Source organism: Pseudomonas putida, assembly GCF_028682175.1.
In the GTDB taxonomy this organism is placed as follows: Bacteria; Pseudomonadota; Gammaproteobacteria; order Pseudomonadales; family Pseudomonadaceae; genus Aquipseudomonas; species Aquipseudomonas putida_AD.
Genome location: NZ_JANHKS010000002.1, coordinates 240,016 through 258,939, shown reverse-complemented (window position 1 = coordinate 258,939; position 18,924 = coordinate 240,016). Strand labels below are relative to the sequence as shown.

Below are 18,924 nucleotides of genomic sequence, written 5' to 3'. Positions count from 1 at the left end.
CGGGTCTGATCCGTGATGCAGGATATTCGCCTGAGAGGTTCAAATTTCGTTTTGTTGCTCCTGCGCAACACTTGGGCAAGGTACTGATCGGGTTTGACCGGCGCTGACAGCACCTCGGGCTTCGGCGCGCATCACCAGCCAGATCCCCACGGCGGAGACTGCCATCCCTGCCGCCATCTGCCACGACAGCGGCTCGCCGAACATCGCCCAGGCCCAGACCAGGGTGATCGGCGGGCTTAGGTAGAGCACGCTGGCGACGCGGGTCGCGCTGGACCGGCGCAGGCACACCCAGTACAGCCCGTACCCTCCGAGGGTGGACAGGGCCACGGTCCACAGCACGCTCAGCGCGAAGCCTGCGGTGGGGATGGGGGCCAGGCTGCCTTGGCTGCCTTCGATGGCTGCGAATGCAAAGCTTGAGACAAAACACTGGACCCAGAGATTGGGCAGCAGACCCATCGGCTCTGAACGGACGCGCTTTTGCCAGAGTGTCGCCACCGCCAGCGAGAACATGCCGGCCACCGGCAAGCCGTAGGCCCACAGCGGAGCGTCGCCCAGCACCAGCGCATCATGCGTGACCCATAGCACCCCGAGCAGGCCGACGATCAGGCCCAGCCAGACTTGCCGACCCAGGCGCTCACCCAACGCCAGCGCGGCCAGCACCGCCATGCCCAGCGGCAGCAAGTCTGCACACAACGCTGCAAGCCCGGCAGGCACTCCGAGTTCGATGCCCTTCGTCACCCCGGTCAGATACCCCGCCATCGCCAACAGCCCGATGCCTGCATTGGTCAGCAAGACGGAAAAGGGCGTCTGGCGCAGTGACCGGAAAACGACTGGCAACAACAGGACGCACACCAGGACGCAGCGCCAGAACACCACAAGGAGGGCGGGGGCGTAGTCGATGGAAAACCGCGCGCCGATGAACCCGGAACTCCAGGTCAGCAGCAACCCTGCCTCAAGCAAGGGCAGCGGCAGTGTCCGACGCCTGCTGTGGCGTGTGGGAGGGTTGTCTTGAATCGGAATGTGCTGGCTCATTCCCAGACACTACGGAACAGGCGTAGTCTAATAAATCAAAATATCATGCAGTACTTCTTCACAGGTATTGAACCATGACGGCGATCCTCGACATCGATCTCTTGCGTACCTTTCATGCGGTGGTGCGTATCGGCAAATTCAGCGCCGCGGCCGAACACCTGCATAAAAGCCCGGCGGCGGTCAGTGTGCACATTCAGCGCCTGGAGGCGGTGGCGGGCGGCCGGCTGCTGAACCGCGACAACCAGTCGATTTCGCTGACGCTGCTGGGCAAGCGCCTGCTGACCTCGACCGCCGAACTGTTGCGCAGCCACGATCAGGCGCTGGCCGACCTGCACGGGACCGACCTGGCAGGGCGCATCACGGTCGGCGTGCCTGACGAATACGCGGCCCACGTGATCCGGGATATCTTGCCGACGTTCAGCGCGGCCTGGCCAAACGTGGTACTCGAACTCAGGACCGGGCCGAGCCATGCGCTGCGCGAGCTGATCCTGCGTGGAAAATTGCAGACGGCGGTCATCGCTCAGTCCCAGGGCAATATCGGGCCCGACACTCAACTGCTGATGGCGACCACGCCGGTCTGGGTGGGGCCGTCGAGCGCCGCGTTGACGCAGCATGACCCCTTGCCGCTGGCGGTTCACGCGCTGCAATGCCCTTACCGTGAGGCCATGGTCCAATCGCTGAAGGCATCCGGACGCCGCTCGCGGATCGTCCTGGAAAGCCACTCCAATCAGGCGGTCAAGGCCTGTGTGGAAGCGGGGTTGGCCATCAGCGTGATCGACCGCGCCAAGGTCACCGAGCGCATGCAGATTCTCGAAGGGTTGCCGGTCATTCCTGACCACGACATCGTGTTCATGCGCAACCCGGCCTCCCGGGAGGATGAGGCTGTGGAGTTGCTGGCGCGTGAGATGCAGCGGTCGTTCCGGATGTAGGGGCACGGCGTCCCGACCTTTAGAAAAGGCCTTGCGGCCACCGCGAATCCGAGTCTTCCGCGATGGCCCGCCCCCCAGGAAAAGTGGGCGTCAAAGCCGTCTGCTGATGGCCTCGGCAATCATGATGGTGGTCACGTTGGTCGCGACCGAAGGGATCTCCGGCATGATCGACGCATCCACCACATGCAGGCCGCTGACTCCCCGCACGGCGCCGTTCTCGTCGACCACGGCGGCGGGGTCATCGCTGGCGCCCATGGGCACCGTGGAAGTCGGGTGAGCATAACCGTCCACCGATGCGATGATTGCCTGCTTCAACGCTTCATCGTCCTGAATCTCGGTCCCAGGGGTCATTTCGAATGCGACGGTGTCGCTGAAGGGCGCTGTCCTGCCAATGCGTCGGGACAGCTTGACGGCCTCCATCATGCGCCGCAGGTCGCTGGGGTCCTGGAAGAAGTTATAGCGGATGACGGGGGCCACTCGCGGATCGCGACTGGCCAGGCGCACCGAGCCGACGGACCTGGGCAAGGTGACGGCGCACGCCAGCACGATGGCGCCCCCGGTGGGGCTTTGCGCAGGGTCGAAGATGTGTGTCCCGGAGATGTGCAGATCCAGTGCGTCGCCTTGCGCCTCGCTTGAGCGCGTCCAGATGATCGCGCCGGCAGCCGGTGTCATCGAGTTGGTTTCCGGCTTCAGGGCGTACACGTTGTAATAGAAGGGATGCTCCTTGAGGGTTTTACCCACCGGCGCATCGACGACAAGCGGGATGCCCAGCTCGGCAAGGTGGGCCGCTGGGCCGATACCCGAACGCAGAAGAATGGCCGGGCTGCCGAATGCGCCTGCCGAGAGGATCACTCGCCGCGCCGACAGTGTCTGGCCATCGATGAGGCGTACGCCGGTGGCCTGCTGACCTTCGAACGTGACCAGGTCCACTTCTGCATTGCCCAGGATGGTCAGGTTCGGGCGACGGCGAATGTCGTCAGTCAGGTAGGCCATGCCGGTATTGATGCGTTGGCCGTCCACCACGTTCAGCGGGTAGGGCGAGACGCCGTTTTGCTCGGCGCCGTTGAAGTCGCTGATGCGCTTGAGGCCGGCCGCTTCAGAGGCGAGAGTGAACGCCTGCATCGACGGGGTATTTTCTTCCATGCTGCGTTGGCGGATCGGGAAAGGGCCCGAGCGCCCGTGCCAGGCGTCGTCTCCGCTGGGCGTGTTTTCAAGCGCCTTGTAGACCGGCAAGACGTCATCGAAGGACCAGCCCTTGATGCCTTTGCGCGTCCAGTTGTCGAAATCTGCAGCACGTGCACGCATGGCCACAGCGGCATTCACCGCCGAACTGCCCCCTAGCACCTTGCCGCGCAATGCGTTGACGTCGTGCCCCAGCCCCGCATGATCCGAGGTGTGGTAACCCCAGTCGTGTGCCGGATCACCGCCGACGCGATTGGCGTTGGCGAGCACGTCCGGGTACTCGGATGGGGCGTAGGCGTGCCCGGCCTCGAGCAGCAGGATCCTGCGTGAGGAGTCCGCGCTCAAGCGGTTGGCGAGCACTGCTCCGGCAGAGCCTCCGCCGACGATGATAACGTCGAATGTCTGATCCAGCGTCTGTTCAGTTGCCATGGTCTTTCTCCTTGTTTTCAGGGCGTTTGTTCTGATGGATGAATGAGGTCAGGCCGCGCTGAAGGCGCCGCGCAGAAAGCTGGCGGCACGATCAAGGGCGCTGGCGCTGCTGTGCAGATGGGCAAGGTCAAGCTGAAACACGTGATGCATGCCTTCCCAGATTTCCAGATCGACCTGCACGCCCGCGTTTCTCGCGCGCGCCGCGAACTGGCGTGAGTCATCCAGCAGGCGCTCGTCGGATCCGGCCTGGATCAGCAGCGGCGGCAGGCCTTCGAGAGAGGCAAACAGGGGCGAGGCTCGCGGATCCGCTGGATCGGCTCCAACCAGGTAGTGGCGGGCGCATTGCTTCAGATACTCATGGCCGATCAGCGGGTCTTCCACGTTCGGATCGGTCATGGAACTGCCACTGAAGGTCAGATCGACCCAGGGTGAAAACACCACGCCCGCCAGTGGCGCAATGGCTTCGGCAGATTGGGAAAGGGTGGCCAGTGTCGACAGCGCCAGGCCGCCTCCCGCTGAATCACCCACCAGTGCGATGCGTGAGTAGCCCTGATCGATCAGCCAGCGCCAGGCTGCCAGTGCGGCGTCGGTGGCCTGAAGGAACGTGTTTTCAGGGGCGAGCGGGTAATCGATGACCAGCGCTGCGGTGCGGGTCCGTCGGGCGATCTGGCTGACAAAACCGCGATAGGCAGCTGCGCTTCCTTGAACGTATCCGCCTCCATGCAGGTACAGCAGGACCTGGCCGGGCAGGGCGTCGGCGGGAGCCACCCACCAGCCACTCGCGCCTGGGGCATCGATGGCGTGCAGGGTCGTACCGGTCGCCAGTGGCGTGGCGCCGATGAAGGCGTCATAAACGGCTCTGGGCTCACCTGGAGTGGTCGCCCAGAACCGCGCGAACTGTTCCCGCAGGGCGTATTCACGCTGGCGCTCTTCAGGCGAAATGTGCAGCGTGGTGAAGCGTTCCGGGGCAAGGATGTGGGTCATGTTCGGTCACCTGCATGAAGTTGAGGGCAAAGGGTCCCCTGCACGCGGTCAGGAGGCCGCGCGGCGCGATTGCATTGCGATCAGGCGTGAATCAGGCGGGAATCTGTCCGAAACCGCCATTGGCGTACTTGGCGAGGGTTCGACGGATGTCTTCCTCGGTGCTCATCACCAGCGGGCCGCGTTTGATGAAGGGCTCGCCGATGGGTTTGCCTGCGATCAGCACGAAGTGGCACGCCTCGCCTGCACTCATCGCCAGTTCGATCCGGGAACCGGCGCTCACAGTGGTGGCGTGACCGGCAGCAATATTGCGTTCTTCGGTCTGGCAGTGAAGGACCAGGTTACCGTTGACTGCATAGATCCAGGCCTGCATCCCCTCGGGCAGCACATGAGTGAAGGCGCTGTTCGCTTGCAGAAAACCATCAAGCAGGGTCAGTGGCTCGGGTGTGCCTTCGGCGCCTGTTGACTCGCCACTGCGGCCCAGCACCACTCGCACACGATGCCCCGGCGCGTGAATCACAGGGACCTGCTCATCCGTGACGTGAAGGGTGCGCGCCGGTGCCTGCTTGAGATGAGCCGGCAGATTGACGAACAGTTGCAATGCGTGGACGCGGGCATTGGCCGCCGGGGTTTCTTCATGGGCCGCGCCGCTGGCGGCTGCCAGCCAGTAAAGATCACCGGCCTTGAGGGCCAGGTTATGACCCAGGGTGTCGCGGTTCAGAAAATCGCCCTGTGAATCTTCGAACAGCGCGGTCACCGCAGAGATACCGGCGTGCAGATGAGGCGCGAAGGTGGGGGCGGTCATCACGAAGTGGTCCACCATCAGCAGCGGATCCATGCGCGTGGCGAACATTGCTTCTGAAAAGTGCAGCGCTGTGAAGCCTTCACCGATTGTGTGAGTGACGCCCGAAACGACTGCGCCCAGTCGTTGATCAACGAGCATGTCGGGTTCAAGCGTGGCGATGTGATTCATGGTGCAGCCCTCTGATTGGCGTCGTGTCGAAGGCCAATCTAGAGGCGAACCCGGATCCCGAGAAGCCGTCGTTTTCGGGACTCAACGTCCAGCCTCATGGACGATCTACATCAGCACCTTTTTCGGAAACTCCCGGGCCAGATGGTCGAGGAAGGCGCGCACCGACGGCAGCAGCCCCTGCCGGCACGGAATGAGCGCCGTGATGGTGGAGTCCCCGGCAAGCCATTCCGGCAGCACCCGTCGCAAGGCCCCTGATCGCACCGCCGCCCGGCAGACATAACCCGGCAACGCCACAATGCCCAGGCCACTGATCGCGGCATGCTGCAAGCCGGTCATGTCGTCGCTCTGAAGCCGTGGTTCCAGGGGGATGACCACTTCCTCGCTGGCGTGATGGGCATGACGCAGGCGCCATACCGGGGCTACGCCCGACCGGGCCATGAACAATGCGGGATGTTTGTGCAGATCCTGAGGGGTCCGGGGCTCGCCGTTGGCGTCCAGATAAGCCGCCCCGCCGAACAGGAACCAGGGTGCCGGCGCCAGCGTGCGCTGCACCAGATCCGAGTCAGGCAATGGGCCGGAATGGGCACGCACCGCAACGTCGTAGTTCTCACCGACGATATCCACGGTGCGGTCTGCCGCATGGGACACGACGTTGACCTTGGGGTATTGAGCGAGGAAGTCAGCGATGATTTCCGACATCGCATACTGCATCGTCGCGTTGCCCGCCGTGCAACGAATGGTGCCGGTGGGTTCGGTCAGGCGGTGCCTGATCGTGCTTTCGGCAAGCTCCGCCTCGCGCAGCATGGCCACGGCGTGCTGGTAGAACTCCGCCCCGGCGTCCGTCATCCCGAATTTGCGAGAGGTGCGGTTGAGCAGGCGCACGCCCAGGTTGGTTTCCAGTTGCTGGATGCGGTGGCTGAGGGTGGATTTGGGAATCTGCAGGGTTCGACCGGCGGCGGTGAAGCCGCCCCGGTCGACCACATGGACAAAGAAAAAGAAGTCGTTGAGATCCAGCACTCGTCACCTCATCGTTCGTCTGGTTGGACGCTGAGGTGGGAGTGTGCCGGTAAATTGCGGGTTGTTCCAGAGACGTTATAGGGAGTTTCAGCCACGGTAGGCCGAGGCTATCTGCCCGACCAGCGTTGCCCATGGCATGTCCAGCGCGCCATAGACGGGCCCTGCTTCGGGTCTGCCGTTGTCCTTGAGGATCTCGACCATCAGGGTCGCGTAGTCCGACAGAATCACCCCTGCCTGCATCATGCGCAACAGGCCGACCTGGTGCTTGGTGTCGCTGAATGTCCCGGACGCATCGACTGCGACGTAGGCATCGTAACCCCGCGACACGGCGGTCATGGCCGGAAATGCGGCGCAGACCTCAAGCGAGATGCCAGCGAAGATCAGCTTCCTGCGCCCGGTGGCTTCGATGGCGCTGGCCACGCGGTCATCGTCGTAAGCGTTGACCGAGGAGCGGTCGATGATTTCGATGCCGGGCAGTGCCTCGACCAGTTCGGGGAAGGTCGGCCCCCACATGCTGTCCCGCGCCGTGGTGGTCACGACAATTGGCAGCTTCAGCGCCAGTGCCGCCTTGGCGAGCGCCACCACATTGTGCTTCAGCTCGCCAGTGGAGTAGTCACGAACGCCGGTCATCAGTCCCACCTGATGGTCGACCAGAACCAGGGCGGCGTTGTCGGCGGTGAGCGGTTCATAGGTGCGTAGGCTCATTTCATCATCCTCTTGAGTAGAAATGGTTTCATCCGGCGACCCCGTTTGTGGTCGTGGTGGAACAGAAGCTACGGCTTAAGGAACGCTCTCAGAAGCCCATGAAACCCGAACTCAGCTTCTAACCTGTTGGACGATCTCATCAGGCGGCAAATTTTCCGAACCTTTGCCAAGAGCCCCTGCCTTACCTGTAAGTCCCCATGGTGACTGGCAAGGAGAGCCTGATGACCAGCAATACCCGATCAAAACGGCAAGTCGAGAGTTTGCGTCGCATACGTGAGTGGCATCTGGAAAGTGCGCTGCGGGCCCAGATGGACGGGCGCGGTGACGAAAGCAGGTTTCATATGCACCACTACCGATTGCTGGGCCCGGCGGTAGAGCACAGCGAACCCGGGATCGCAGGACGTTCGACCCTGTCGGTCACGGGTTCGCGTGTCGATTGAACTGGGAGGCGTTGATCAGTTCTGCAACGCCTGCACCGAACCGCCATCGACCCGCAGGTTGCTGCCGTTGATGAACGAGGCGCGGTCCGACACCAACAATGCAATGGCCGCGGCGACTTCTTCCGGCTTGCCACGGCGCTTCTGCACAATGCCCGGACGTTCCTCATCGAGGAAGCTTTTGATCGCCTCATCGAACGACACGCCCATTTCCTGGGCCCGCTGTTTCATCATGCCGTCAGTCATGGGCGTTTCGATAAAGGCCGGGGCCACGGTGTTGCACATCACCCCATGGGCAGCTTCCTTGTACGACAGGTTCTTGATGAAGGCTGCCAGCGATGCCTTGGCGGTGTTGTAGACCGCTTCTTCCCAATAGGGCTGGGTGGCATTTTCCGAGGTGATGCACACGAAGCGGCCCCAGTTGCGGCTGCGCATGTCAGGAATCGTGGCGCGTGCAACTCGCACGGCTGAGAAGAAGTCAGTGTTCCAGGCTTCCAGATAGTCCTGGTCGGACAACTCCAGTGGGTCGCCCTTGGCCCCCGTGACGCCGGCCGTGTGGACCACGATGTCGATCTTGCCGAACTTCGCCCGGCCCTGGCTGACGACGCGTTCGACCTGATCTTGCCGGGTCATGTCGGCGGCGACGAAGAGGGCGTCTATGTTCAAGCCCGCATAGGCCTCTTCCAGCTTGTCCTGCTTGATGTCACTCAACACCAGCAGCACGCCATCTTCGCTCAGTTGCCTGGCAGTGGCCAGCCCGATCCCTCCGCTCGCACCCGTGATCAGCGCGACGCGGCCTTTGATTCCCAGATCCATAATCACCTCGTTGTTACTGATGGTGCCGACAGCTCGGCATGCAAGTGCCCAAGGGGCGCGTGTTCATTGATCGCCAGGTGCGATGCGCCTGGCGAAGGCAAGCATCAGCTTTGCCAGGGCCTGGGGTGTTTGCAGCGGCATCAGATGCCCGGCCTCGGGAATGACTTCCAGCTGACTGTGCGGGAAGGCTTCAAGCGTGGTTGCGCGTTGCTCGTCAGGGCCGGGCACTTGCTGGTCGGCCCCGCCGCAGATCAGCAGCACGGGATAATTCATCGTCCCCAGGCGGCTGCTCCAGTCTTCACGGCTGCCATGGTCAACCCAGGCGCGCCACGCGGCCAGGTTGACGTGCTCGGCATCGGCGATGGCGATTTCCCTGAGGTGATCGGAAAGCCGAACGGCGCTGGAGTCATCCACGAACGCCTCGGCGGCAGGCCGGCTTTTATCGTAGGCACGCTGTTCGTCACGCTCACTGTCAGTCATCGGCTGCGGGCCGGGAGGAGAGGGGGCGACCAGCACCAGGCCCCGCAGGTAGGCGGGATGTCGGGACGCCAGAACCACCGCGACCTTGCCTGTCATGGAGTGGCCCACCAATACGCAATCGGTCAGGCCCAACTCGCGGATTGAGCGATCCACATGGTCAGCCATCGCTTCCACGCTGTAGCCTTCAACGTGTGCCGCATCACCGAAACCTGGCGTGTCCAGTGCCACGCACAGATGCGTGCGGTCAAGGTAGGGAAGGGTTGGCGACCAGGTGCGATGCGAGCCACCCAGAAAATGCATGAGGACGAACGCCGGTGACCCATGACCTTGAATGCTATGCGGGAGCATGACGGTTACTCGTGGATGTTTGCTAGTTGAGCGATGCGAGACTGCCAAAGTTCAAACGGATCCACTCTTCTTGCGGGTCTTCTTCGCAGGCTTGTTTTCAGCAGCCCTGAGACGAATCCAGGTCGGCGCGTGATCGCTTGGATGCTCTTCGCCGCGGACCCAGGCGTCGACACCGGCATCCTGCAGACGAGGCGCCAGGGCTGGATTGAGCAGGAGGTGGTCGATGCGCAGGCCGGAGTTTTTCTGCCAGTGCTGACGGAAGTAATCCCAGAAGGTGTAGACGCGTTCGTCCGGATACAGGTGCCGCACCGAGTCGATCCAGCCTTGAGCCAGCAGGCGGCTGTAGCATTCCCGGCTCTCGGGCTGGAGCAGGGCGTCCTTGAGCCAGGAGCGCGGGTTGTAGATGTCTTCGTCCGTCGGCACCACGTTGAAGTCCCCGGCCAGCACGACAGGGTGTTCACTGGCGTGCAATGATTTCGCGTGCTCGATCAGGTGTTCGAACCAGCGCAGCTTGTAGTCGAATTTTGGCCCGGGCTGAGGGTTGCCGTTGGGCAGGTACAGGCAGGCGACAATCACGCCGTGGGCCGCTGCCTCGATGTAGCGCGCCTGGGTATCCGCCTCCTCGCCTGGCAAGCCCTTCTGGATCAGCAGGGGTTCGGAGTCACGGGCCAGGATGGCCACGCCGTTCCACGAGGTCTGGCCCAGGTGCACAGAGCCGTAGCCTGCGGCTTCGAGGTCGCTGGCCGGGAACGCCTTGTCGGGTGCCTTGAGCTCCTGCAAACAGACGATGTCAGGCTGCTCGCGGTCCAGCCACTGCAACAGATTGGGCAGGCGGGCGCCGATGCCGTTGACGTTGAACGTGGCGATCTTCAGGTTTTCCACTCTGCGCACCTTCGACTGGTCCGAGCCTATTTATCTGAGGGTTTGCGAGTGACGGAGTTCGCGATTTATCGCCGGCGTGAGTCTTGCCAGACAACGGCGGGAATCGGCGAGGCTGTCTAGGTCATTCGCCGTTGCACGCCAGGGCTGCGTGTATCAGTGTCAAATGGCTGAGCCCCTGGGGGAAATTCCCAAGGGGCAGGTTGGAATCGGGGTCGAGCATTTCCGCCATCACGCCATGGCTGGGCGTGATCCGTTTCAACAATGCCTCGAGTATGTGCTGGCCTTGTTCTCGCTGGCCCAGCAACGCGTAGGCTTCCACCAGCCAGAACGAGCAGGCGAGAAAACACCCTTCCTTTCCTTCGGCGCCGGTGTAGCGAAAGATCAACGGGCCCCGCGACAATTCCCGGGCGACTGCTTCGCGGGTGAGGATGACCCGGTCCACGCGTTCGAATCCAAACCGCGCAGCCAGCAGCACGGACGCATCGAGGCGGTCGGTATTGGCATACATGGTGTAGGACTGCTTGCGCTCGGACCAGCAGTGCTCGTCGATCCAGTCGCGAATCCTGTCGCGCTCCCTGGCCCAGCGCTGGGCTTTGCCGTCGGGAATCTGCCCAGCGTCGGCCAGTTTGCTTGCGCGGTCCAGGGCCACCCAGCAGCCGATCTTCGAGATGGTGTAATGGCGTTGTTCCGGCAACTCCCAGATGCCTGCGTCGGGCGTCTGCCATTCATCTGCGCACTGGTCGGCAAGGCTGTGCAGCAATTGCGCCGTGCCCTCGTCGAGCAGATGACCTTTGGCGACGAACAGCGAAGCGGTTTCGAGAATGTCTCCATACAGGCTCAGTTGCAGTTGATCGTACGCCGAGTTGCCGATCACGACAGGGCGGCTGTCCATGTAGCCTGACAGAGGAATTTCCTGAACGTCGTCCACTCGATCACCGTCGAGGGTGTAACACACATGCATGCGTGGCCCGTGCTTGCGAATCACCCCGATGAGCCAGGCGAATGCAGCCTTGGCCTCCTGCAGCGCGCCGACCCGCAGCAGGGCCTTGATCGTGTACGCCGCATCGCGCACCCAGGCATAGCGGTAATCGTAGTTACGGTCGGAGCCGATTTTTTCCGGTAGCGAGCTGGTTGCGGCGGCGGCGATAGCGCCGCTTGGGGAGTAGAGCAGCAGCTTCAGCGCAAGGGCTGAGCGTCGCACCTCGGTGGCGTAGGCGCCGGTGAAGTCCAGCGTTTTGGTCCAGTCGCGCCAGGCGCCGTCGCTCAAATCGATCCGGGCGTCGATCTGCTCCAGAGTGGGGACCGCGAACGGCTCATCCTCAGAGGCGAGCAGAGCCAGCGTCACCCGCCGCCCGGCGCCGACCGTGAAGCGTGCCCTCACCAGGCGATCGGTGTACTCGGTGATCTCAACCTCGGGGCTGGTGCGTAGCATCACCATCAAGGTAGCGATGTGAAATACCTTGCCGTGCTGAGTGTCCTGAATCCAGGGACTTGCAGTGTCGGCACGGGTGCCTGGCTTGAACACCAGATCAAACCCGACTTCGCCTTCGACGCCCTCCAGGCGCCGCGCCAATTCACTCCAGGGCAAGCGCCCGGCATTGCCGCTGTTGAGCGACTCCGTCAGACGCACACTTCCTGAAGCCGTGGTGAAGGTCGTGCAGGCAACGTTGCTGTCGGGCAGATAATCACGCTCGATGGTGAAGGCCTCGCGCGGCGTCAGGCTGAAAAAGCCGCCCTTGTCGGCACTCAACACCCGGTCAAACAGCGGTGGCGAGTCCATGTTGGGCGCGCACCACCAGTCAATGGAGCCATCGGTTGCCGACAGGGCGACGGATCGACCGTCACCCAGGGCAATGTACTGGTCTAGAGGTACGTAGCCATTCTCACGGGGCGAGATGGTGCGCTGGACACTCATGGAAGTGGGTTACCGCCGGTTACGCCGAACACTTCGCCAGTGATGTAGCTCGACTCCTGGTTGGCCAGCAGCACGTAGATCGGGGCGCATTCGGCGGGCTGACCCGGACGGCCCATAGGCGTCTCGGAGCCAAATGTGGGAATCTTCTCTTGAGGCTGGCCGCCACTGGGTTGCAACGGCGTCCAGAACGGGCCGGGCGCTACCGCATTGACGCGAATGCCCTGGCTGATGACCTGTTTTGCCAGCGCCTTGGTGAAGGCGACGATGGCTGATTTGGTCGGGGCGTAGTCCAGCAGCGTTTCCGAGGGCTGATAGGCCTGAATCGATGCCGTGTTGATGATGGTCGCGCCAGGCTTGAGCAAGGGCAGGGCAGCCTTGCAGATCCAGAACAGGGCGTAGACGTTGGTCTTGAATGTTTCATCGAACTGTTCAGTGGTGAGATCGGCGATGGATTTCTGCGCGATCTGCTTGCCGGCCACGTTGACCAGGATGTCCAGGCCGCCCAGGCCTTCCGATGCTTTGCTGACCAACTCTTTGCAGAACGCTTCACTTTTCAGGTCACCCGGGATGCACACCGCCTTGCGTCCTTCGGCTTCGATCAGAGCGACCACTTCCCGGGCGTCAGCTTCTTCTTCCGGCAAGTAGTTGAGGGCGATGTCGGCGCCTTCCCGGGCGTAGGCAATAGCGGCCGCGCGGCCTATGCCGGAGTCTGCCCCGGTGATCAGCGCTTTGCGACCTGCCAGCCTGCCAAACCCTTTGTAACTGGTTTCGCCATGGTCCGCGGCGGGCTGCATTTCATGCACCGTGCCTGGCGGGGTCTGGGGTTGCCTGGGGAATTCAGGTTGTGGGTATTGGGTCAGTGGGTTTTGCATCGTGAATTGGTTTTCGGTCGCCATTACGCATTCTCCTGCGAATCATTGAAGGATCTGATGGCGTTTGCGCCAACTTGAGTCCTAATGTCCGATGGGCCGCAATGGCAAAACGTTCAGTCTTTCTGCTTTCCGATCAGGAACCCGATCAGAACTGAACCCGGCACTCTACCTTTTGGCGGCCGCCTTCAATAACACGCGAGACAGCTGATCGATCGAATACGGCTTGTGCAGAAGCTCGAAGCCGGCTGACCCGTTCTGAGCAAGCACGTGGCTGTAGCCGGATGTCAGCACCACCGGCAGGCCGGGGTAGTGTTTGCGAAGTTCATGGGCCAGTTCGATGCCGCTCATGCCCGGCATGACGACGTCCGAGAACACCACATCAAACCGGTCTGCTCCGGCTTTCAGCTCATCCAGCGCCGCAAGCGCGGTGGCAGCGAGGACTGGCCGATACCCAAGCTCAGAGAGGGCCTGAACGGCAAAGGTGCCGACATCAGGGTTGTCCTCCACCACCAGCACAGAGGTGCCATGGCCCTCTTCAAGGGCTACGGGAGATTCCGGGGGTTGCGGGGCGGGGTGCTGCGCAGCGACTCGAGGAAGGTACAGGGTGAATGTGGTGCCATGGCCCACATCGCTGGCCACGGCGATTTCGCCGCCAGACTGCTTGGCAAAGCCGAACACCTGGCTCAGGCCCAGGCCTGTGCCTTCACCCACCCCTTTGGTGGTGTAGAAAGGCTCGAAGATCTGTTCCAGGTGCGTGACCGGAATGCCCGAACCCGTGTCGCTGATGGACACCGCCACAAACGGCCCTTCCAGCGCAGGGTGAAGCCTGACCGAGGGCATCGATTCCACAGCCCGGACGGCTATCGAAAGTTTGCCTTCTCCCAGCATCGCATCCCGTGCATTGGCGACCATGTTCACCAGCGCGGTATCGAACTGGTTGGGGTCGGCATCGACAAAGCAGGGCGAATCAGACAGCTCGATCAGGGTATCGATGCGTGAGCCAGTCAACGTCCCCATCATGCTGCTGATGGCCCGCACGTTGTCGCAGACACTGAATACTTCGGGTTGCAGGGCTTGTCTGCGGGCGAAGGCCAGCAACTGTCCGGTGAGCCTTGCGGCGCGATCCACCGTTTCCGAGATGGCCGTGACGTACCTGAGCCGTCGTTCATCCGTGAGGGCAGGCCGCATCAGAAGGTCGGTTGAAGACCGGATAACCGTCAGCAGGTTGTTGAAGTCGTGGGCGACGCCTCCCGTCAATTGGCCTACCGCCTCCATCTTCTGCGATTGGCGCAACGCCTCTGCCTGCTCGCGCTCTGTCGTCACGTGGCGGCCGGCTGCATAGACGAGCCCGTCTTCAAAGGTGCCTGTCCAGCTGAACCATTTGTAAGATCCGTCCTTGTGCCGCAGCCGGTATTCATAGGGCACGGTGAGCGGGGCGTGGAAGATACCCTGGAAGGCTGCAATGGTTGCCACCAGGTCCTCGGGATGGGTGTAGTCGGCGAAATTGGCGCCGAGCAGTTCCTGCTCCGACCATCCCAGTTGTTCGCTCCAGCGCGCGTTGACCGCCACCAGCTTGCCTTCGGGGGAGGCGATCACCAGAAGCTCCTGCGAGAGGCCCCAGGCGCGGTCCCGCTCTCTGGTGCGCGTGGCCAGGGCGGCTGCCTGTTCGCGCTCTGCGGTGATGTCCCGCGCAGTGCAATAGATCTTGCCGTCTTCCAGCACGGCGACCCATGCCAGCCAGCGGTAACCTCCGTCGCGGTGCCGGTAGCGGTTTTGAAACCGTGAGACTGGGCGTCCATTGGCCGCTGCAGACAGAATGCCTCGCGTCGCGGGCAGGTCGTCCGGGTGTACGAGCGAGAAAAGGTCCGTCTGGAGCTCTTCCGGCGACCACCCCAACACGATTGTCCAGGCGGGGTTGGCTGCTTCAATCCTTGCGTCAGCGCCGATCACTGACAGAAGATCAGGGCTCAGCAACCAGGTCCGGCTACGCTCCGTGGCGCGTTCATTGACCTTGCTCTCAAGGGTGGTGTTGAGTTCCCACAGGGCTTCCTGGCTGCGGCGCAGCCTCTGGTCTGAGCGGTGTCTTTCGATAGCGAGCGCGGCGGTTTGAGCAATTACCGAGATGGCTTCGATATCACCTGCCGTGGGCGCGCGGGGTTCAACGTAGTAGACGGCAAAGGTGCCAAGCACGGTGCCATCTGCCGCCTTGATCGGCATCGACCAGCAGGAGCGCAGGCCGTGGCACAGGGCGAGCTCCGCGTAACCTTCCCAGAGCGGATCGCAGGCGATGTCATTCACATACACCGGAGTGCCGCGTGCCGCTGCGGTACCGCAAGACCCGATCCCTTCACCGATCGCAATGCCATGGATGGCTTCGTTGTACACCGCCGGCAGACTCGGCGCGGCCCCGTGCAGCATGTACTGCCCGTCTTCGCTGAGAAAGAGAACCGAGGCCATCATGTTGGTGCTCTGCGCTTCCACGGCAAGTAGCAGCTCACTCAGGACGTCAGCGAGGGGAATGCCTGCAGCAATCTGGCCGAGAACTTTTCTCTCCCGCTCTACCAGAGCGGCAGGGGAGTAGATGCCCCCGATCAGACCTGAGTCGATGGAAGGCTTCGCGCCAGAATCTTCGAACACGGTAGAACTCTCGGGATGGGGACAATTTACGCTGAACCAGGGCATCAGCGCTTGTGGCTGGAACAATCTGCAACACTGACGCCGAAGCCCGCAGATCCGGACCCGTGTCACGTAAAGGTTTGGAAGTCGAGGCGAGGGTGGCCAAGTGACAGCTCGCTAGGCCATTTGAGCATTTGGGGCTCAAGTCGTTCCATGGAACTTACGACCGGCTGTTTGACGTCATTAACCTCTATGCCGACAATTCTCGCGAAACTATTGTTCGCCGTGCGAGCAATTTCCGACGAACCTCGAGGTCTGATGGCAATGCGCATAACGGGCAGATCATAACAGCAGGATTACGATGATTTCTGATGCAACGGGTTACGAGCCAATCACCGGTAAGGTGGTGATCGTGGAAGACGACGCGCTGATGCAAAGCATTCTCGTCGATATGTTCATGGATCTGGGTGCCGATTGTGAGGCATTCCTGACGGCCGATGATGCGCTGATCCATCTGATGCAATCCAGGACTGTGTGCGCGTTGCTAGTGACCGACTACACACTCCCTGGACAACTGGATGGCCGGGAGCTTGCTTGCATGGTCCGTCAGCGCTGGCCCGAGATGCCCGTAATCGTCACCACTGGCTATGGAAGCGAGGTAGGTAAGGATCTGCCGCCTGGCGTGGCGTTCCTGCAGAAGCCCTGGAGCATTGACCTCATGGTGAATACTGCCAGTGGCCTGATGTCGGGCTTCAGCACTCCTTGACCCTGTGGCTGAGCTACCGGTTAGGGTTCAAAGAACCCCGCCCGGGTTTGGCACATCGTGAAGACGTTCGTAAACACCATGACGCGACCACTATTCGTTGTAGTGGCACCTGTGTAGATTGAAGTCGATCTTATCGCCTCAGAACTCAATGCTGCGCCTGTTTCATCGCACAACGTATTGATTTCGCCGGTGCCACCCTCACAAACGTTTGTACCCTGGACCTTTCCATGCAAGACATGTCAGCTGACGAGACGGTTCGCGCGGCGTTACAGCTCTCTCATACCCGACTGCGCAAGCAACATGAATTGGTTGTCGAGTTCGGAGTCAAGTCGCTCAAGGCCGCCGATCTTGACGATTTGCTGACCCGTGCCTGTTCCACCGTTGCTCGTGGCATGAACACGCGCTTTGCCAAGATCCTGAAGCTGGTTCCTGAGGACGGGGATTTCCTGTTGGCCCACGGGGTGGGTTGGGATGAGTCCGATATCGGATCTGCGCGCGTGGGTGCAGATGAAGCAAGCCCGGCGGGCTACGCTTTTGCGACTGACCGCCCGGTGATATCCAACCATCTAGGCCTGGAACACAGGTTCAGAACGCCGTCCTTGCTCAAGAAATACGGGATCGAACGGGCCATCAACGTCCCGATCCGCGGTACTTCAGGTCCTTACGGAGTTTTGGAAGCGGACAGTCCCGACGGTGACGACTTCATCGAGACCGATCTTGTGTTCATGGAGGGGATCGCCAACGTCATCTCGATGGCGGTCGATCGGATGGCGGCCAATGAAGAGGCGCAGGGGCACCATCTCTATTCCGAGAGCATTCTCAACGCCAGTCCCGACTGCGTGAAGATCCTGTCGGCGCGAGGTGAGATCGAATTCTTCAACGAGACAGGCTTGTGCCAGATGGAGATCGACAGCTTCGATCGGATCTACGGCCAGCCTTGGGTGGATCTCTGGCCGGAGGAGTCTCAGCATACCGTCAGCGATGCGGTTCAGCGTGTATCGGCGGGAGAGTCCGTGCGTTTTGAGTCGTACTGCCCGACGGCAAAAGGACAGCCCAAGTGGTGGGACGTCACCGCCGCCCCGATTTTCGGGCAGTCTGGCGAAATCGAAAAGATCATCGCCGTCTCGCGAGACATCACCGAGCGGCGAAACCATGAAGCAGAACTGGCCTCCCTGATCGAGCAGCAGCACAACAAACTGACGAAAAGCGACCTCCATCTGGAGGAGATTCATCATCGGGTGAAGAACAGCCTGCATCTGGTTAATACTCTGTTGTTGCTTCAGGCCAACCTGGCCGTGGAGGAGGCGGTGAAAATCCAGCTTCAGACAGCGGCTGGGCGGGTGGTGACAATCGCGACTGTGCATGAACGGCTTTACCAGAGTGCCGATGTACAAAGCGTGAGCGCAGCGGAATATCTGCAAGCTTTGCTATGTGACATTGGCAAGGCGTTTGGGGAAAGGGAGATCGTGCTGCACGTTGATGCGTTCCCGTTGCCTCCTGAACGGATGGCCCCGTTGGGCCTGGTCATCTCCGAGCTGATCACCAACTCCCTTAAGTACGGCAAAGGCACTATCACCGTACGTGTGGAGGATGCGAAAGATCACGCGCTCATCGTGGTTTCGGATCAGGGCGACGGCTTTCCGGAGTCATACCCCAAACCCAGTGGTACCGGCTTGGGTATGAGGCTGGTGAAAAGCTATTCGGGCTACGGCAATGCGGCTGTTTCCGTGGACAGGCTGGTTGAGGTGAGCACGATCCGGGTCAGGTTCAAGCTCTGACAGGACGGCTGCCGGAGACTTGAGCCTGGCCTGGCGAGTCATGGGTCTACAACCCTTGATACCACTGCGCGTACGGCGTGTTCTTCACCATGTGCCTGTTCAGGTCTGGCGCTGCGTCATCCCACCAGACCGGCCCACGCTCTCCCAGCGCCACTTTGGCAGTCTGGACCGATGCGCGGGCGGTCTTCATTTCGTCCGGGTCATCTGAAGCCTTGGCGGCCTTCACCGCTCGCCTGGCGTCCATCAACTCGTTCACCAGACGTTGCCGCGTCTGCTCATCAAGCCCAGGGTTCGAGCAGCGCCACAGCCGGCCTTTGACGACGAAGTAACGGCCATCGGGCGTGACAGGATTCATGATCCGAACCTCGCAACAGAACGGGAACTAGGCATCGCCTGCCTGGGCCACGACCTTGATGTCTGTCAGGCCGACCCGCTCTGCCTGTTGCAAGATCTCCGCTGGCGTAGCGTCTGCATTGGGCATCATCAGGCTGTTTTCGCCATCGCCGAAATGCAGTTCCAACAGGTGCATTGCAGCATCGTGGACAGAGAGTTCCGGCTCATGCAGTTCGATGGAATGGGTGCGGGGTTCATCGTTGAATCGGTACTGCAGGCTGTAGGTGTGCATGGCAACGTCCGTGGTAAGAAAGGGGATGTTGAATAACCTGACTTGCTGGTCAGCTTTAAGTTCAAGAAATCCCTTTCGGACTGGAGAAACATTTCGCAACATTCCCGCGTGCCGGGAGTCGTAGCTGTAATCCCGACTTAA

18 protein-coding genes are annotated in these 18,924 nt (G+C 61.6%); 4 read left to right on the top strand and 14 right to left on the bottom strand.

Features of this window, described 5'->3' with window-relative positions; genetic code table 11:
• Positions 1-39 precede the first annotated feature (39 nt).
• A complete protein-coding gene (locus NPS29_RS02775; RefSeq protein WP_274130552.1) occupies positions 40-1,032 on the bottom strand; it encodes a DMT family transporter in 993 nt (330 codons plus the stop codon).
• A 74-nt stretch (positions 1,033-1,106) separates the two neighbouring features.
• Between NPS29_RS02775 and NPS29_RS02770 the strand changes: the two genes are divergently transcribed.
• A complete protein-coding gene (locus tag NPS29_RS02770; RefSeq protein WP_274130551.1) occupies positions 1,107-1,961 on the top strand; it encodes a LysR family transcriptional regulator in 855 nt (284 codons plus the stop codon).
• Positions 1,962-2,051: 90 nt separating this feature from the next.
• Here the strand turns inward: NPS29_RS02770 and NPS29_RS02765 are convergent, their stop codons facing one another.
• The 5 genes from NPS29_RS02765 to NPS29_RS02745 all read right to left on the bottom strand — a co-directional run bounded on the left by NPS29_RS02765 (position 2,052) and on the right by NPS29_RS02745 (position 7,248).
• A complete protein-coding gene (locus NPS29_RS02765) occupies positions 2,052-3,572 on the bottom strand; it encodes a GMC family oxidoreductase (protein ID WP_274130550.1) in 1,521 nt (506 codons plus the stop codon).
• 48 nt (positions 3,573-3,620) lie between these two features.
• A complete protein-coding gene (locus NPS29_RS02760; RefSeq protein WP_274130549.1) occupies positions 3,621-4,556 on the bottom strand; it encodes an alpha/beta hydrolase in 936 nt (311 codons plus the stop codon).
• Between the two features lie 91 nt (positions 4,557-4,647).
• A complete protein-coding gene (locus NPS29_RS02755; protein ID WP_274130548.1) occupies positions 4,648-5,526 on the bottom strand; it encodes a pirin family protein in 879 nt (292 codons plus the stop codon).
• A 105-nt stretch (positions 5,527-5,631) separates the two neighbouring features.
• Complete coding sequence (locus tag NPS29_RS02750) at positions 5,632-6,543, bottom strand: LysR substrate-binding domain-containing protein (protein ID WP_274130547.1); 912 nt, start codon at positions 6,541-6,543, stop codon at positions 5,632-5,634.
• An 87-nt stretch (positions 6,544-6,630) separates the two neighbouring features.
• Positions 6,631-7,248, bottom strand: coding sequence for an isochorismatase family protein (locus NPS29_RS02745; protein ID WP_274130546.1), 618 nt, complete (start codon positions 7,246-7,248; stop codon positions 6,631-6,633).
• Between the two features lie 221 nt (positions 7,249-7,469).
• Between NPS29_RS02745 and NPS29_RS02740 the strand changes: the two genes are divergently transcribed.
• Positions 7,470-7,688, top strand: a complete 219-nt coding sequence (locus NPS29_RS02740; RefSeq protein WP_274130545.1) for a hypothetical protein — start codon at positions 7,470-7,472, stop codon at positions 7,686-7,688.
• A gap of 15 nt (positions 7,689-7,703) precedes the next feature.
• Here the strand turns inward: NPS29_RS02740 and NPS29_RS02735 are convergent, their stop codons facing one another.
• From NPS29_RS02735 to NPS29_RS02710, 6 genes are all read right to left on the bottom strand, one after another.
• The gene (locus NPS29_RS02735) at positions 7,704-8,501 is read right to left on the bottom strand and encodes an SDR family NAD(P)-dependent oxidoreductase (protein ID WP_274130544.1); all 798 of its coding nucleotides are present in this window, start codon (positions 8,499-8,501) and stop codon (positions 7,704-7,706) included.
• 63 nt (positions 8,502-8,564) lie between these two features.
• Positions 8,565-9,329: an alpha/beta fold hydrolase gene (locus NPS29_RS02730; protein WP_274130543.1), complete on the bottom strand. Its 765-nt coding sequence runs from the start codon at positions 9,327-9,329 to the stop codon at positions 8,565-8,567.
• Positions 9,330-9,380: 51 nt separating this feature from the next.
• Positions 9,381-10,211, bottom strand: a complete 831-nt coding sequence (xth, locus tag NPS29_RS02725; RefSeq protein WP_274130542.1) for an exodeoxyribonuclease III — start codon at positions 10,209-10,211, stop codon at positions 9,381-9,383.
• Positions 10,212-10,332: 121 nt separating this feature from the next.
• Positions 10,333-12,126, bottom strand: a complete 1,794-nt coding sequence (locus tag NPS29_RS02720) for a glycoside hydrolase family 15 protein (RefSeq protein ID WP_274130541.1) — start codon at positions 12,124-12,126, stop codon at positions 10,333-10,335.
• Positions 12,123-13,022 (bottom strand): SDR family oxidoreductase, encoded by a 900-nt coding sequence (locus NPS29_RS02715; protein ID WP_274130540.1) that lies wholly within the window; start codon positions 13,020-13,022, stop codon positions 12,123-12,125. The genes NPS29_RS02720 and NPS29_RS02715 overlap by 4 nt, the downstream gene beginning before the upstream one ends.
• A 141-nt stretch (positions 13,023-13,163) precedes the next feature.
• Positions 13,164-15,635, bottom strand: a complete 2,472-nt coding sequence (locus NPS29_RS02710) for a PAS domain-containing protein (protein ID WP_274130539.1) — start codon at positions 15,633-15,635, stop codon at positions 13,164-13,166.
• Positions 15,636-15,975: 340 nt separating this feature from the next.
• On the opposite strand from NPS29_RS02710, the gene NPS29_RS02705 reads away from it, so the two are divergent.
• Positions 15,976-16,380, top strand: coding sequence for a response regulator (locus tag NPS29_RS02705; protein ID WP_274130538.1), 405 nt, complete (start codon positions 15,976-15,978; stop codon positions 16,378-16,380).
• A gap of 227 nt (positions 16,381-16,607) precedes the next feature.
• The gene (locus NPS29_RS02700; RefSeq protein ID WP_274130537.1) at positions 16,608-18,158 is read left to right on the top strand and encodes a sensor histidine kinase; all 1,551 of its coding nucleotides are present in this window, start codon (positions 16,608-16,610) and stop codon (positions 18,156-18,158) included.
• A gap of 46 nt (positions 18,159-18,204) precedes the next feature.
• Here NPS29_RS02700 and NPS29_RS02695 read toward each other — a convergent pair whose 3' ends face one another.
• Both NPS29_RS02695 and NPS29_RS02690 read right to left on the bottom strand, forming a co-directional pair.
• Positions 18,205-18,513 carry a hypothetical protein gene (locus NPS29_RS02695; protein ID WP_274130536.1) on the bottom strand — a complete coding sequence of 103 codons (309 nt, stop codon included), beginning with the start codon at positions 18,511-18,513 and terminating at the stop codon, positions 18,205-18,207.
• A 27-nt stretch (positions 18,514-18,540) separates the two neighbouring features.
• The gene (locus NPS29_RS02690) at positions 18,541-18,783 is read right to left on the bottom strand and encodes a hypothetical protein (RefSeq protein WP_274130535.1); all 243 of its coding nucleotides are present in this window, start codon (positions 18,781-18,783) and stop codon (positions 18,541-18,543) included.
• Positions 18,784-18,924: the final 141 nt, after the last annotated feature.

Bases quoted from the DNA above. Each gene is read 5' to 3' on its own strand.
- NPS29_RS02700 (WP_274130537.1), top strand. From the start codon at position 16,608: ATGCAAGACATGTCAGCTGACGAGACGGTTCGCGCGGCGTTACAGCTC.
- NPS29_RS02715 (WP_274130540.1), bottom strand. From the start codon at position 13,022: ATGGCGACCGAAAACCAATTCACGATGCAAAACCCACTGACCCAATAC.
- NPS29_RS02765 (WP_274130550.1), bottom strand. From the start codon at position 3,572: ATGGCAACTGAACAGACGCTGGATCAGACATTCGACGTTATCATCGTC.
- NPS29_RS02755 (WP_274130548.1), bottom strand. From the start codon at position 5,526: ATGAATCACATCGCCACGCTTGAACCCGACATGCTCGTTGATCAACGA.
- NPS29_RS02745 (WP_274130546.1), bottom strand. From the start codon at position 7,248: ATGAGCCTACGCACCTATGAACCGCTCACCGCCGACAACGCCGCCCTG.
- NPS29_RS02720 (WP_274130541.1), bottom strand. From the start codon at position 12,126: ATGAGTGTCCAGCGCACCATCTCGCCCCGTGAGAATGGCTACGTACCT.
- NPS29_RS02735 (WP_274130544.1), bottom strand. From the start codon at position 8,501: ATGGATCTGGGAATCAAAGGCCGCGTCGCGCTGATCACGGGTGCGAGC.
- NPS29_RS02730 (WP_274130543.1), bottom strand. From the start codon at position 9,329: ATGCTCCCGCATAGCATTCAAGGTCATGGGTCACCGGCGTTCGTCCTC.
- NPS29_RS02705 (WP_274130538.1), top strand. From the start codon at position 15,976: ATGATTTCTGATGCAACGGGTTACGAGCCAATCACCGGTAAGGTGGTG.
- NPS29_RS02690 (WP_274130535.1), bottom strand. From the start codon at position 18,783: ATGCACACCTACAGCCTGCAGTACCGATTCAACGATGAACCCCGCACC.
- NPS29_RS02740 (WP_274130545.1), top strand. From the start codon at position 7,470: ATGACCAGCAATACCCGATCAAAACGGCAAGTCGAGAGTTTGCGTCGC.
- NPS29_RS02775 (WP_274130552.1), bottom strand. From the start codon at position 1,032: ATGAGCCAGCACATTCCGATTCAAGACAACCCTCCCACACGCCACAGC.
- NPS29_RS02770 (WP_274130551.1), top strand. From the start codon at position 1,107: ATGACGGCGATCCTCGACATCGATCTCTTGCGTACCTTTCATGCGGTG.
- NPS29_RS02760 (WP_274130549.1), bottom strand. From the start codon at position 4,556: ATGACCCACATCCTTGCCCCGGAACGCTTCACCACGCTGCACATTTCG.
- NPS29_RS02695 (WP_274130536.1), bottom strand. From the start codon at position 18,513: ATGAATCCTGTCACGCCCGATGGCCGTTACTTCGTCGTCAAAGGCCGG.